Source organism: Chryseobacterium cupriresistens (assembly GCF_046614675.1).
In the GTDB taxonomy this organism is placed as follows: Bacteria; Bacteroidota; Bacteroidia; order Flavobacteriales; family Weeksellaceae; genus Chryseobacterium; species Chryseobacterium cupriresistens.
In genome coordinates this window covers 358298-372698 of record NZ_JBKKJT010000001.1, presented here as the reverse complement: position 1 = coordinate 372698, position 14401 = coordinate 358298, and the positions used below count along the sequence as shown (strand labels likewise).

The 14401-nt window shown below is 36.8% G+C and carries 9 protein-coding genes; 5 read left to right on the top strand and 4 right to left on the bottom strand.

Going from position 1 to position 14401, the window contains the following annotated elements:
* Nucleotides 1-9: 9 nt before the first annotated feature.
* Nucleotides 10-1491, bottom strand: a complete 1482-nt coding sequence (gene zwf / locus ACLI50_RS01730; RefSeq protein ID WP_411413024.1) for a glucose-6-phosphate dehydrogenase — start codon at nucleotides 1489-1491, stop codon at nucleotides 10-12.
* Nucleotides 1492-1502: 11 nt separating this feature from the next.
* Nucleotides 1503-2921, bottom strand: a complete 1419-nt coding sequence (gene gndA / locus ACLI50_RS01725; RefSeq protein ID WP_343641407.1) for an NADP-dependent phosphogluconate dehydrogenase — start codon at nucleotides 2919-2921, stop codon at nucleotides 1503-1505.
* Between the two features lie 253 nt (nucleotides 2922-3174).
* Here gndA and ACLI50_RS01720 point away from each other — a divergent pair, with 253 nt between their 5' ends.
* A complete protein-coding gene (locus ACLI50_RS01720; protein WP_137906036.1) occupies nucleotides 3175-3534 on the top strand; it encodes a prevent-host-death protein in 360 nt (119 codons plus the stop codon).
* 161 nt (nucleotides 3535-3695) lie between these two features.
* Here ACLI50_RS01720 and ACLI50_RS01715 read toward each other — a convergent pair whose 3' ends face one another.
* Nucleotides 3696-4070 (bottom strand): response regulator transcription factor, encoded by a 375-nt coding sequence (locus ACLI50_RS01715; protein ID WP_343638665.1) that lies wholly within the window; start codon nucleotides 4068-4070, stop codon nucleotides 3696-3698.
* A 701-nt stretch (nucleotides 4071-4771) separates the two neighbouring features.
* Between ACLI50_RS01715 and ACLI50_RS01710 the strand changes: the two genes are divergently transcribed.
* Both ACLI50_RS01710 and ACLI50_RS01705 read left to right on the top strand, forming a co-directional pair.
* Nucleotides 4772-7594, top strand: coding sequence for a T9SS type B sorting domain-containing protein (locus tag ACLI50_RS01710; protein ID WP_411413023.1), 2823 nt, complete (start codon nucleotides 4772-4774; stop codon nucleotides 7592-7594).
* A gap of 50 nt (nucleotides 7595-7644) precedes the next feature.
* Nucleotides 7645-8082, top strand: a complete 438-nt coding sequence (locus ACLI50_RS01705; protein ID WP_411413022.1) for a hypothetical protein — start codon at nucleotides 7645-7647, stop codon at nucleotides 8080-8082.
* Between the two features lie 87 nt (nucleotides 8083-8169).
* On the opposite strand, the gene ACLI50_RS01700 is transcribed toward ACLI50_RS01705, so the two are convergent.
* On the bottom strand, nucleotides 8170-9609 hold the full coding sequence (locus tag ACLI50_RS01700) for a helix-turn-helix transcriptional regulator (protein WP_411413021.1): 1440 nt from the start codon (nucleotides 9607-9609) through the stop codon (nucleotides 8170-8172).
* Between the two features lie 196 nt (nucleotides 9610-9805).
* On the opposite strand from ACLI50_RS01700, the gene ACLI50_RS01695 reads away from it, so the two are divergent.
* Both ACLI50_RS01695 and ACLI50_RS01690 read left to right on the top strand, forming a co-directional pair.
* On the top strand, nucleotides 9806-12805 hold the full coding sequence (locus tag ACLI50_RS01695) for a reprolysin-like metallopeptidase (RefSeq protein WP_411413020.1): 3000 nt from the start codon (nucleotides 9806-9808) through the stop codon (nucleotides 12803-12805).
* A 353-nt stretch (nucleotides 12806-13158) separates the two neighbouring features.
* Nucleotides 13159-14394: a PKD domain-containing protein gene (locus ACLI50_RS01690; protein ID WP_411413019.1), complete on the top strand. Its 1236-nt coding sequence runs from the start codon at nucleotides 13159-13161 to the stop codon at nucleotides 14392-14394.
* The last annotated feature ends 7 nt before the right edge of the window (nucleotides 14395-14401 follow it).

Sequence of the window (14401 nt, the reverse complement as noted above, 5' to 3'; positions counted from 1 at the left end):
TATTTTGTTTTATACCCAGCTGTGCCCTTGTCTTTCCACCAAAGCATTAACATCTTCCGGACCCCAGCTTCCTGCTTTATAATTCGGGAAAGATAAATCTTTGTTATTTTCCCATGCTTCCTGTATGGTAGTCACTACATCCCACGCCTCTTCCACCTGATCGGAACGCATAAATAAGGTAAGATCTCCTAAAAGAGCATCCTGTAACAAAGTTTCATACGCTTCCGGAGTATCTTCTTTACAGGCAAAATTATCGAAAATCATTTCTGCAGGCTTCAGATCCAGTGTCAGTCCCGGTTTTTTGGTCATGAACTGCAATCTGATATCCATCATGGGCTGAATATTAATGATCAACCTGTTGGCAGATAAAAGATGCGGGCTGTCTGAGAACGTTGAGTGAGGAAGCGGCTTAAACTGAATGGTAATGTAAGAATGCTTTTCTTTCATTTTCTTTCCGGTACGGACATAGAAAGGGACATCCTGCCATCTTTCGTTATCCAGATAAAATTTAATTGCTGCAAAAGTCTCTGTATTGGAATCAGGAGCAATTCCGTCTTCCTGGCGGTAGCCTTTCACCTCAATACCGTTGATGGTTCCTTTTCCATACTGGCCTCTTACCGCATAATGATCTACCTGATCGGAAGATATTCTCCGAATTGATTTCAGAACGTCAACTTTCCGGTCTCTGATTTCACCTGACTGCAATGAAGCCGGTGGTTCCATAGCCACCATACACAGAATCTGCAACAGGTGATTCTGAATCATATCTCTTAACGCACCTGTCTGTTCGTAGAATGCTCCTCTTGTCTCTACTCCAACTTCTTCCGCTACCGTAATCTGTACCGATTCTATATATTTATGATCCCATAAAGGCTCAAAAATAGAATTTCCAAATCTGAAAGCCAGTATATTCTGCACCGTTTCTTTTCCCAGATAGTGGTCGATACGGTAAATCTGCTCTTCTTCAAATGTTTTTGCCAAAAGGCTGTTCAATTCAACAGCAGATTGTTTATTGTGACCAAAAGGTTTCTCGATAATGATACGGTCTTTTTTCGGATCAGAAGCTAGTAAAGTCGTTTTGATATGATTGGATATTGTAGAAATAAAGCTAGGCCCGATGGATAAATAAAACAGCCTGTTTGCTCTCATCCCGTAAACGGTATCGAAATCCTGCAGTTTCTGCTGCAGATTTTCGTAAGAAATTTCTTCATCCAGCTGATGCTGAAAGTAAGTAATATGAGCCTGAAAACCTGCCCAGTCTTCGGAAGTCACTTTTTTTCTTGAGAAACTTTCAAGGTTTTCTTTGATATAATTTCTGAAATTTTCGTTGGTATTTTCTGCTCTTCCCAGTGCTACAATATTGAAGCCTTTGGGCATTCTGCCATCGATATATAAGTTGTAAAATGCCGGAAAAAGTTTTCTTTTTGCCAGATCGCCTGTAGCACCAAAAATAACAATAGTTGTTGGCTGCAAGACTTTATTTTGATTCATTTTTCCGAATTTTAGTTGTTTGCACTCTGCCAGGAAGTATGGAAAACTCCTTCTCTGTCAATACGCTGATAAGTATGAGCTCCGAAATAATCACGCTGAGCCTGGATAAGATTCACGGGAAGAGATTCTGTAGTATATGCATCAAAATATCCTAAAGCTGTCTGAAGTCCCAGGCTTGAGATTCCGTTGGTAGCGGCATATCCGGCTGTTTTTCTTAAACCTTTGATTTTTGACTTTACCAGTTCTGAAATTTCTTTATCAAGCAGAATATTAGAAAGGTTAGGGTTTTGGGTATAAGCAGAATAGAATTTTTCAAGCAAAACTGAACGGATAATACATCCTCCTCTCCAGATTTTCACAACATCTTTCAATGGAATTTCAAAGCCGTATTCTTCAGATGCTTTTACCAGTAAAGATAAACCTTGTGCATAGCTGATTAAGGTGGAAAGGAAAAGAGCATCGCCAACCTCCTTAATGAATAATTCTGTATTTTCAGGTTTTACAATTTCGTTATCGGCATATATTTTTGAAGCCTGAACTCTCTCGTTTTTATAAGCAGATAAAATTCTTGAGGTTACCGCAATATCAATGGTAGGAATAGAAACTCCGATTTCCATGGCCTGTTCTGAAGTCCATTTTCCTGTTCCTTTCGCTCCTGCCTTATCTAAAATCTGATCTACAAGATAGCCATCTGTTAATGAATCTTTTTGAGTGAAGATATCTCTTGTAATTTCAATAAGGAACGAGTTCATTTCGCCGTTATTCCATTCTTTGAAAACCTGATAAAGCTGTTCATTATTTAAACCTGCTCCTCTTTTAAGGAGATCATAAGCTTCACTGATCAGTTGCATTATGGCATATTCAATACCGTTGTGTACCATTTTCACATAGTTTCCGGCAGATCCTTTTCCCATATATGCTGTACACGCTTCGTTGTCTACTTTGGCTGCAATGGCTTCCAGCATCGGCTTCAGAAGTTTGAATGCTTCCAGATCCCCTCCAGGCATTATACTTGGACCTGTTCTGGCTCCTTTTTCACCTCCTGACACCCCCATTCCCATAAAATGCAGTTTCTTAGATGCCAGGTCAGTAACACGCCTGTTGGTATCTTCGAAATAAGAATTTCCAGCATCAATCACGATATCACCTTCGTTTAAAAGCGGGGTAATATTTTCCAGCACAGCATCTACAGGTTTTCCTGCAGGAACCATAAGAATAATTTTTCTTGGAACTTCCAATGTGGATACAAAGTCTTCTAAAGATCCTGTACCCTTCACCTTCATTTCTGAAGCAGCTCCGCCTTCTAATTCTTTAACTTTCTCCTGATCAAGGTCGAATCCTGCGATTGAAAACCCGTTGTCAGCGATATTATAAAGCAGATTCCGCCCCATTACTCCAAGGCCAACCATCCCATAACTATATCTTTCCATTATATTGGTATTAATATGAATTTTTGTTATACAGAGAATAAAATTACGGAAATGCCTATAATGAAAAAAATAAAAGGAAAGAAAATGTTTGTTACACTTTTGTTACGTCCTCATTTATAAGCCTCTAATATTCACATTTTCATATGATTTTGTGTTTATAGAATAAAATTCAATCATTAATATGGGAATGATCTATTAAAACAGTCGGTTTTTTGGCATAATTAAACTTATATTTGCCAAAATTTATAAAGTAATGAACTATAAACTTGAACTCAACACTCAGGAGCCTAATTCTAAAATCGTTTTTAATAACATCATATTTGATTCGTTCAAGATTAATATAGTTGAAAGATATATCGGTTCCATGAAGGCTCGCCCTACGTTATGCGAAGTTTTATTTAAAGTAAGAACTCTGGATGATGTACTTATTAACAGAAAAGATGGTAATATAAGAGTAAAGATAAAGGGTGATGATTTTGAAACGTATCAGAAATTATCCCGCGATCTGAATTCTTATGAATACAAAAACAAACTGATTAACAGAAAAGAGGTAGAACAGAATTATGTTCATTTCATCCTGAGTTTAGTAATTACAAATTATCAGCTTAATTAAGCTGTTCCGGGCATTCTCCTTCTATCATTTTGCAGAGGGAGAATGTTCAGAAAACAATACACAGAAAGCAACCGGTTTTTAATTAAAAACGGTAAGTTATACTGAGCGTTCTATTTTGATTCTCAGCCATTTCGAGCTGGAAATATTTAAAAAAGTATAGTTTAAATCAAATTATTCGTTATTACGTAGGATATTGCTTCGATGATATTCTTCACTCCAATTCTCTCAAACAATTTGCTTCTGTGAAACTTTATGGTACTTGGTGACACAAACAATTGTTCTGCAATTTCTTCTATTTTTAATCCCTGAAGATAAAGCCGTATTATTTCTATTTCCCTTAATTTTAGGGCAACTTTAGATTCTTCTGTCCATTTTCCAGTGAAGAGATTATACTTCCAATAGGTTTCTGAGGTATTAGAAACGATCCTGATATTTCCCGCAGACCGGTTAAGAGAATAGGACACTACACAGACTATTTTGGAGATTTCTCCATGATCATACAGTTCTATAGGGATGATCCTATGGTTAACAAGCACATCTACACTGTTGGTATACTTGAGATGGAAATCATAGGTAATAGTGTGTATTTTTTTTCTTCAGGTGACAGGCATTCAAAAAATTTGAGTTCGTAAGTATTTACTTTTCTTAGTATAATTATATTCAGCCTTAGACCTATTGGAAAATTATTTAAAAGACAAAAAACACTTACTTTTATTAAATTTTCAATATTAAGTGAAATTTTTCAACATAATATACACACAAAAACAGGCATTAAGCTGAATATTAAAAAAAGAATTAAAATAAAAACCAAGTCCTCTCTTTACTGAAAGTATTTGAACATAGGTTCCTTCCAAATTAATTCATCAAACTTTGATTTAAAACTATACAAAGGTATAGTCTGTTTATACTTTTATTAAATTATTTTTACCAAGCAATAAAATGGAAACTGCTCTGAGAAAAAATATAAAAATTAAATAAAATCTTACCCTGTTATAATCAGGCCATTAATAAGCCCTTAGGTGCACAATCTTGTATCTAAAGTATCAAACGGCAATCATATGCCTCTGAAAAGATTCCCTCTTTTTCAGTATTCTCTTATTTTTTCAGACGATCCAATGATTACTTTTTAATAGAAATGGTATATGGAAATATGACAATTAATAAAAAATTAATAATAAAATCATAATCGTTTTTAAAAAAAGAATTCGTAATTTTTAAAACGAAAATTTAACGATGCATGAAAAGTTTTATATTTTGTTTATTGTTCCTTATACTGAGTTCACCTCTTTCGGCACAAAGAGACACAGATCATTGGTTTGCACCTTATTACGCCTCAGTAAATTATACACAGGCACTCTATCTTTCTACCGATTCTGCAACTCCTTTTGTTGTTACAATTAACAACAATAATGTCCCTATAGGTAATGTAACCATCAGTAAAGGGTCCCCTCAGACCTTTGTGGTGCCGGCTAGTATTATAGCAGCGAATGTTACTTCAAATGCATTCACTACTATCAATAAAGGTTTATATGTACATGGAAGCAAGCCATTTTACTGTTCATTAAGAATGGTAAGCGGTACTGTACACGCTGAAATTATAACAAGCAAAGGAAAAGCCGGGATCGGCAAAGAATTTTTTGTAGCCGCAACTCCTACCACTGCATCACTTAACATATTTAACTTCTCAGCAGGCATATTGGCAACAGAGAATAATACAGTTATCACCACTACATGGAATGGAAATGTAACATTCTTTGGAGGAACGCCTGCCACCCATTCGCAAACAATTACTCTCAACAAAGGACAATCCTTTATTTTCGCCGGAGGCCCTGGAGTAGGAGGTCAAAATATATCAGCTTTTATCGGAGCTAAAATTGTTTCTGATAAACCGATTACCCTTACCAACGGAAATATCAACGGAAATTTTGGAAACAACACCAGCACGGGATCTGATGCGGTTCTTGATCAGTCTGTACCTACGGATAGACTTGGAAGTACTTTTGCCATGGTGAGAACAAGATCTACCAATCCCGATCTTGAAGGTGGCATCATTGTAGGAACAGAAAACAATACACAAATATTTATTAACGGTTCCAACACTCCTGTTGCGACCATCAACAGCGGGGAATTTTACAGAGTTTCAGGAAGTAACTATGTGCAGCAGGGAAATTCCGGACATTTCAATATGTTCATAACGACTTCAAAAAATGTCTATTTATATCAGTTGGTCTCTGTAAATAACAGCAGTGCAACGGTTGGATTCAACTACATTCCGCCATTGAACTGCTTTTTACCCCGAAAAATTGATGAAATCGGGAAGATCAATGAAATGCCAACAGGACCAGGGGTAACAAGCACTGTCCCAACCGGCACTATTGTAAAACTGAATATTTTAACGGAAACCGGAGCCAATGTGACGGTAAACGGCATTACTCCCACCGCCGCACAAGGACCTTTCCCATTGACAGGAAATAGCAGCTGGGTAACATATGCGATCCCATCCATCACCGGAAATGTAACTGTAGTTTCTGATAAAGCTGTAACAGCAGGTATTAATGGTGGTTACAGCACATCAGGATACGGGGGTTATTTTGCAGGTTTCTCTTCCATTCCACTGATTTCAAAAAAAACCGGAGATTGTATTCCGGGTATTGTATTGGAAGTAAATGACAGCTACGATACCTACCAATGGTTTCTCAACGGAAATCCTATCAACGGAGCCAATACCAATACTTATGCTCCAGTGGCTGCGGGAAATTACACCGTGAAAATTTCAGTAAGCACTTGTCCACCGGCAACCACTCCTGTCTATAAAGTATACACATGTCTTCAGGAATCTACAAAAGCGATTACTGTTTGCGAAGGCAACCTGACTATCATACCGGAATTTACCAATTCCACCCAAACTTATGTTCCGAGTACAGTAACGATTATTACTCCTCCAACAAACGGTACTGCTACCATTGATGCTGCAGGAGTAATTAATTATGTTCCCAATTTTGGTTATCTGGGTACTGATACCATTGTTTATAAATTTTGCGGAAATGACCCGGAGTTTACAGATTGTGAAAGGGTAACTGTAACACTTACTGTTTCTGAAAGCCCAATTGTAAAAGATGCAGCTTTAAGATCATGTTTCCAGCCATCCAATCCCTTGCTCGGGATATTTGATTTAACAACGGCAGGAGTTAACGTACAACCAGGAATTAGTAAGCAATACTATCCATCTCCTACTGATGCGCATAACGGAACAAACGAAATTCTGACTCCCACCAACTACATTGCTCCTAACGGTGTGGTTTACATTAAGGTAAGCAATGCCAGCGGATGTTATAAAATTGCAGAAGTAACTCTCACGGTTATTCCTCCTACCTATTCAGAAGTATTAAAGGATAAAATTATCTGTATGGAAAATACAACCACATTAGATGCAGGGCCAGGCTATACTTCTTATGAATGGAGTACGGGAGCGACCACACAGTCCATCAAAAATGCAGGGGTTGGAATCTACTGGGTAGATCTGAAAACCAGAGAATGTACCACCAGACAAACAGTGAAGGTTTATGCTTCTGAAAACCCTGTTATTTCAGATGTTAACATTAACAATAATACAGTTACCTTAAATATAATTGCAGGTACAGCACCTTATCAATATTCCATGGACAATATCAACTGGCAGAGTGAAAACATATTTACCAATATATCCCGCGGAAGCCATACTTTCTATGTAAAGGATTCATATAACTGTGTTTCTGTGCAGGTAGAAATTACGGTTCCTAATCTAATTAACATCATCACCCCTAACGGTGACGGAATTAATGACGTACTTGATTATTCTGCTTTGGCAAATAAAAGTAATTTCACATTTGGTATCTATGATAGATATGGAAGCAGAATTCATACAGGAAGTAAATTAAACGGATTCAAATGGGACGGAACTATGGACGGTAAAAAAGAACCTACAGGAACTTACTGGTTTGAAATGGGCTGGAATGAGAACAACACAAAACAAACTCCAATAAAGTATACAGGATGGATTGTAGTAAAAAACAGGAACTAACACCAACCTTCCATAGTAAAATATCCAACATTTAAACCTCTACTTTTATTATGAAAAAGTTATTGTATATATTTCTCGTGTTCTTTTCAGGTATGTTCATCGCACAGAAAAGCACCCATGTAAAGTTTGCTGTCTATAATAACACCGTTGGAACTGCCAGCATGTTTGATCTTTATAAAAGCAGCATTGAAAAATTAAACGTTTTTAAAACCAAGGCCAGCCTGCCTTCTCATTTAAAAAAGTTTGACTATCTGGCTGACAACGGTTTAATAGAGATTACGTTTAAAAAAAATGAAGGTTATCCTGATAGTTTATCGCTGGAAATGCTTAATGAGCAGAGCGATCTTCCTAAAGACAGACCTGTGTTTATAGAAGGATATCAATTTAATGACACGACTATCCGGGTCTACAGTGAAATGATCACCAACATTGAACTTAAAGATTGTAATGGATTGCAATGCATCTATATTTCCACCATAAGAAATTAATGTCCGGGATTTCCCTTTATTAATTGACATGCAGAGGTTATTTCACATTTGAAGTAACCTCTTTTATTTTATTAAAGAGGATGGATTTTATTTCAACAACCTGGAAAACCATACATAGATATCCATATCACCGGGAATATTCAGTTTTTTCCTTAGATTATATTTTTTGGTCTGTACGGTTCTCACTGAGGTAAAAGTATATTCAGCAATTTCTTTGGTAGAAAAATTCAGATAGATGTAGGCACAGAATCTTATTTCTGATATTTTTAAAGGAAAAACTTTCAGCAGTTCTTCTGAAAAGTGCGGATAATACTCATTGAAACGGGTTAAAAATTCAGGATTATTTTCTTTGGCAAGCTGTATAAGTTCTTTAAAAGCACTTTCATCTACAGATGGCTGATGAGGGATATCAATTTTATCCAGATTTTTACTTTTGTGCTTTCTATAATAATACAGGAAAAGAAATATAAAAAGAAGACATGCGGCAATACTCAACGACAGGATGAAGAAAAGTTTTTTTGTTTCCTTTTTTCTATTGCTATTTTCCAATTCATTCTGTTTATCTACAGCATCATTCAATGTTTGTTTTTGTCTGCTGTTTGAAGACTCTATATCCAACAGCCAATTAGCATAATAAGCGATACTGTCTTTCTGTCCTGTGCTTTCATACAGGTTCTTCAACTCCATTGCGACCGACTTTTGATAATTCTCGCTTTTATAATAATTATCAGCAATATTTTTACAGATCCATAAATGATGCTGGGCTTCAGGAATTTTATTAAGAGATTTAAAGTACCTGGAAGCATAATACGAGGTAATGTATTGCATCCCTATTTCATTGATCTTTTTCCCATTCTGGATGGCTTCCTCAATATATATTCTTGCGGAATCAGGTTTGTTGAGCTCAAGATACATTCCGCCAAGATACGGTGAGGTTTTATAACTGTTGCTCAATCTGTTCTTGTCTATCCTATAGAGATTATTTTTGTTTTCTCTGTAAATTTTAGAATACTTATATGCTGTTTTATAATGTTTTAGTGCTAATTCTTTTTTATTAATTTCATTGTATATTCCTGCGTACTGCCAGTTAATCAGATAAATAAAATAAGCATTATCGGTTTCGTTCACCTTATCATATATTTCGTCCAATTGTTTCAGAGAAGTCATTCTTTCTCCTAATTTCTGGTATAGCAGTGACCTTTGAAGATGGAGATAAAATATAACCTCAAAATCTGTATCTGAATTGATAAGGTTTTCTTTTTCCACTTTATCAGTATAATAAAAAGACCTTTTCATATCACTGTTCCGGTTGTAGATATTGGCAATTTTAAGATACCCTAATGCAACACAATCATTATAAGAATTTTTCTTACACACCTTAATAAGACTGTCAATCTTCTCAATTTCCTTTGATCCGGCAGTAGAAAATTCGATATCAAACAGCACATTCTTTAATTCTTCTTCTGTATGCTGTGAATAGAAAAAGGAAGAAATAAAAAAGAATAAAACAGTCAGTTTTTTCATCATAATATGATCAGAATTAAAATACAATATTATACTACACTATTACTATATAATAAAAAAATACATACGTATTACATACACAATGTATGAAAATCTCAAAATATCATTGTTTGTAATACAAAATTAGCAATTACTTTTGAATACCCGAATATTATATTCATTCTTCGCAATACCACTATTTAAATACCTAATTTTTAAAATGAGAAAAACTCTATTATCATTATTTTTGATATCAGGCTTCTGTCTTTCCAATGCCCAAAGATGGGAAACCTCTTCACAAAAAGTGTCTGAGATCAGAAGAGAGGTAAAAATCAAGTATGCTTACAAAACTGATATTAATGCGTTAATACAGTTATTAAAAAACGCTGAGGAGACCGGCGCCAATGCAAGAGCAGTAACGATTCAATTACCAACGGCAGAAGGAACCATAGAAAAGTTTGCGGTGTACAGCAATCCTGTGATGGAAAAATCCTTGGCTGAAAAATATGGATTAGGATCTTATGTAGGAGTGGGAATTGATGACCCCTCCAAATATGTAAGATTCAGTACATCCCCTACAGAAATACAGTCAATGATTATTAAAGACGGTATCTTCCAGTTTATAGAACCTGTCACAACGGATAAAAAGACCTATGGAGTATTCTATAAAACCGAAAGAACAGAGTCTGAGCATGGCTTTAGCTGCAGTATGGAAGGCAAAAAGGAACTGGACATCAAATCTTTAAAAAATTCCGGAAAAAATAAACTTGCCGGAATCAATATTACCGGAAGACCTGCAGCCTCAAGATACAGAACCTACAGGCTTGCCTTGTCTGCAACGGGTGAATATACTACTCATTTCGGAGGGATGGCAGGAGCTGTAGCCCAGATGAATGCTACTATGACTCGTGTCAATGGTGTTTTTGAAAAAGAATTTGCAATCCATCTTACCATACAGAATTTCCCCAATATCATCTATGCCAATCCGGCCAATGATCCATACACCAATGATTTGAACGGGCAGCTTCAACAAACCTTAACTGCTCAGGTAGGCAATGCCAATTATGATATAGGACATGTCTTTAATGCCGCCGGAGGAAATGGAAATGCAGGATGCATAGGATGTATATGTACCAACCCTACCGCAGCAGAACCGTTAGGTAAAGGTTCTGCGTTTACACAAAATCAGAATCCTGTGGGAGACACCTTTGATATTGATTATGTAGCTCACGAAATGGGACATCAGCTTGGAGGTAACCACACTTTTTCTACAGTTACTGAAAGCTCAGATGTCAATATAGAACCGGGAGGAGGAACAACCATTATGGCCTATGCAGGGATCACAGCCAATAATGTTCAGATGAACAGTGATGCCTATTTCCACTATTCGTCCATCAATCAAATCCTTAACAACCTTGAAGGTAAAGTTGGGTGCGGCGTAGCTGAAAATATTGCCAATAATGCACCAGCTATTACCCCGCTGATTTCCTATACTATTCCCAAAGGTACAGCCTATTACCTGGATGCCAATGCAGTAGACGCCAACGGGGATCAGTTTACCTATAACTGGGAACAGTATGACAGCGTAGGCTCTACAAGCTCAATCTCAGGAGACAGCGGCTGGGGATTCAATCCTGAAGGTTCACTTACCCGTTCTTTTCCTGCAGTGGCTTCGGGAAGAAGATATTTCCCTAGCCTGCCTGTTGTAATGAGTGGTAAACTGACGAATAAAGACACATGGGAAACAGTTTCATACATTCCCAGAGTATTACATTACGCGGTAACAGTACGTGATAATAACCCGAACAGACCTTTAACGATTTCTGCAGAAAATACAGTAACCGTTGGAAATGACGGACCTTTCAAATTCAAAGGATTAACTCCTTCTACTACGTTGTATAATAATGCTTCCAATACCATTTCCTGGGATGTTGCCAATACCAACCTTGCTCCCTATAATGCTGCCAATGTAAAGATTGAATATACAACCGATCTGGTTAACGGATCAGCATGGACAGAACTGGTGGCTTCAACGCCTAATGACGGAAGTTTTGAAATACAGATGCCTGCTGCGCTTCAGGGAAATATTAAACTGCGAATTTCAGCAGTAGGAAATATATTTTATGCCGTTTCTCCTACAGTGACCGTAGGAAATGCTCCCGCTTCTTTAAATAATCCACCAACGGGACTTACCGCGTTCGATAATGATATATTAAAAACCTCAGCAACTGTTTCATGGAACCATGTACCGGGAGCAACCTATTCCGTGAATTACAGGAAAGCAGGAACAGCAAACTGGTCCAATGCTGCCAGCCCGGTTAGTTCTGTGCTATTAAATAATCTTGAAGATGAGACCTCTTATGAAGTTCGTGTAGCCACTGTGATTAATAATGTTCCCGGAGCATTTTCTCCTGTGTATAATTTTAAAACAAAAGGATTGCGCACCGGATATGATTACTGCCTGATGACTACAGGAGGAAACACTACAATCAGTCCATATTTCAGTGGAATATTAAGAGTGACTTTAGCCAATGTGGATTTAGCTGGAAATGGGACAACCGTTCAGCACGCTTATAAAGATTATTCGGAAGGCCCTGCCAAACTGATTCAGCTTACTCAGGGTGCGCAATATAATATGAACTATATTGTGTATGCTAACCGTGCTGGAGGAAACTATCAGGATTGGGTACAGGCATGGATTGATTACAACAGAAACGGAGTATTTGAAGCTTCAGAAAGAATTGGGATTAACGGCGCAGCTCCTGATGCCAATAAAAGACATCAGGGAAGTTTTGCATTTGCAGTTCCGGCCAATGCTTACAATGGTGACAAAACATTAAGAATGAGAGTAGCCAGCGGATTTTTCAATGCTTCAGCTGATGCATGTGCAAGTCCTTTCGTAGATGCCAATGGTGATATTATCTCTCATGGTTCGGTATGGGATTTTTCTGTAAAGATCAATGCAGCACTAGGAGTTAAGGAGTCCGTTCAGTCATCTTCTGATCTTGAAATCTACCCTAATCCTGCGGATACATTTGTAGAGGTAAAAAATCTGAAAGGTAAAGCTGATTACAAAATTTACAGTGCAGACGGAAGACTTGTTCAGGAAGGAAAACCGGACGGAAAAAGAATCAGTGTTGCCTCATTGATCAAAGGAGTGTATGTGATCACGATAAAAGATGATAAGGCGACTTATCATACAAAACTAATCAAGAAATAGTTGTAATAATTAGTGTACCGTGTACCTGTAGGTTATACGTGATGCCTGCAGGTACTTTTCTAAGTCAATTAAAAAAATAAACCCAGTCATTAACTCATAGTAAATCAAAATCTCTAACAAAGTAAATAAACTAACATTTTCATTTTAAACACCTTTTAATGCAGTACCTGCAGTATAGATTGGGTTTCCTGCAGGTACTTTTAAAAGGTTTAATAATGAAAAAACGGATAAAGAAAAGTATATAGCTCTATATTGATAAAAAAACATTTTTAATCATCGTTTGTGTTGTGTACCTGCATGATAAGTGGTTTTCTGCAGGTACCTTTTTTAAATAACTCTCAAAAAAATACTCTATGATAAAAAAACTACTCTTTCTTATATGTACTGGTTTTTCAGTGTTATCATTCTGCCAGTCTGATGAGGTTCTGTTTATAGGAAACAGCGTCACCTATTTTAATGACATGCCTGAAATTTTTAAAAATATAGCGGCTTCAAAAGGGAAAAATCTATCTTTAACAACACATACTCCCGGAGGAACCGGATTTGTGAATCATGTAGATGATGTTTCATTGTATCAAAAGATAAGATCTAAAAACTATAAATACGTGATCATGCAGCCCGGAACTGCGGAATCTGCAGGTCATTCTTACCCTGTTTCTGTAACCGCTGAACGCGGCCGTAAAATCAGGGATTCTATTCGTAAATACAGTCCTTGTTCTAAGATTTTTCTGTATGAAATTCCCTATGGAGTTCCATCTGCCAATGAATACAACACCTATTTTGCTTTTCAGAAAAAAATTAAGGATTCCATTACGAAGATGTCTAACCTGATGCAGGTGGAAATGGTTCCTGCCGGAGAATCTGCAAGACATTACTACAATTCTTCCCAGGATCTGGCTCTTCACGGATCTTATAACGATATTCATCCTGGACCTAAAGGAAGTTATCTTGTGGCAGCCACTATGTATTCTGCAATTTTTCAGGATCATGTATTTCCATCCACTTTTTATAACGGAATGCCTCAAAACACAGCCGAAAACTTTCAGAATATTGCAGATCTTGTTTTTTTTAATAATCCGCCACAATGGAATAGTAATACGTTTCACCTTCATTCGGATTTTATAGCAGGAATTAACGGAACAACTGTAAATTTCACCAATCATTCCGCCAATTACACATCTGTATTATGGAACTTTGGCGATGGCATCACCGATTCTTCATTGAATCCTGTTCATCAATATACTGCCCCGGGAACTTATACAGTCTCACTTACGGTCAGCAAAAACTCCTGTGCAGAAACTTTCAGCAAAACAATTACTATTGGTTCTTTGGGAACTGCGGATATGAATGTACAGCCTGAGCTTATATTTTACCCTAATCCTGTGAAAGATATCTGTTACCTCAAAAGTAAAGAGGAAATAAAGGATATTATCGTTTATGATATGGCTCAAAGGAAGCTTTTTGAGAGGAAAAATCTTCACACTCGTGATATAAAATTAGATTTTTCACCTTACAGTACAGGAGCTTATATGATCCATATTCTTTGCGAAAATGATCATAAAGAAAGTATTAAGATTATGGTTAAATGATTTAATA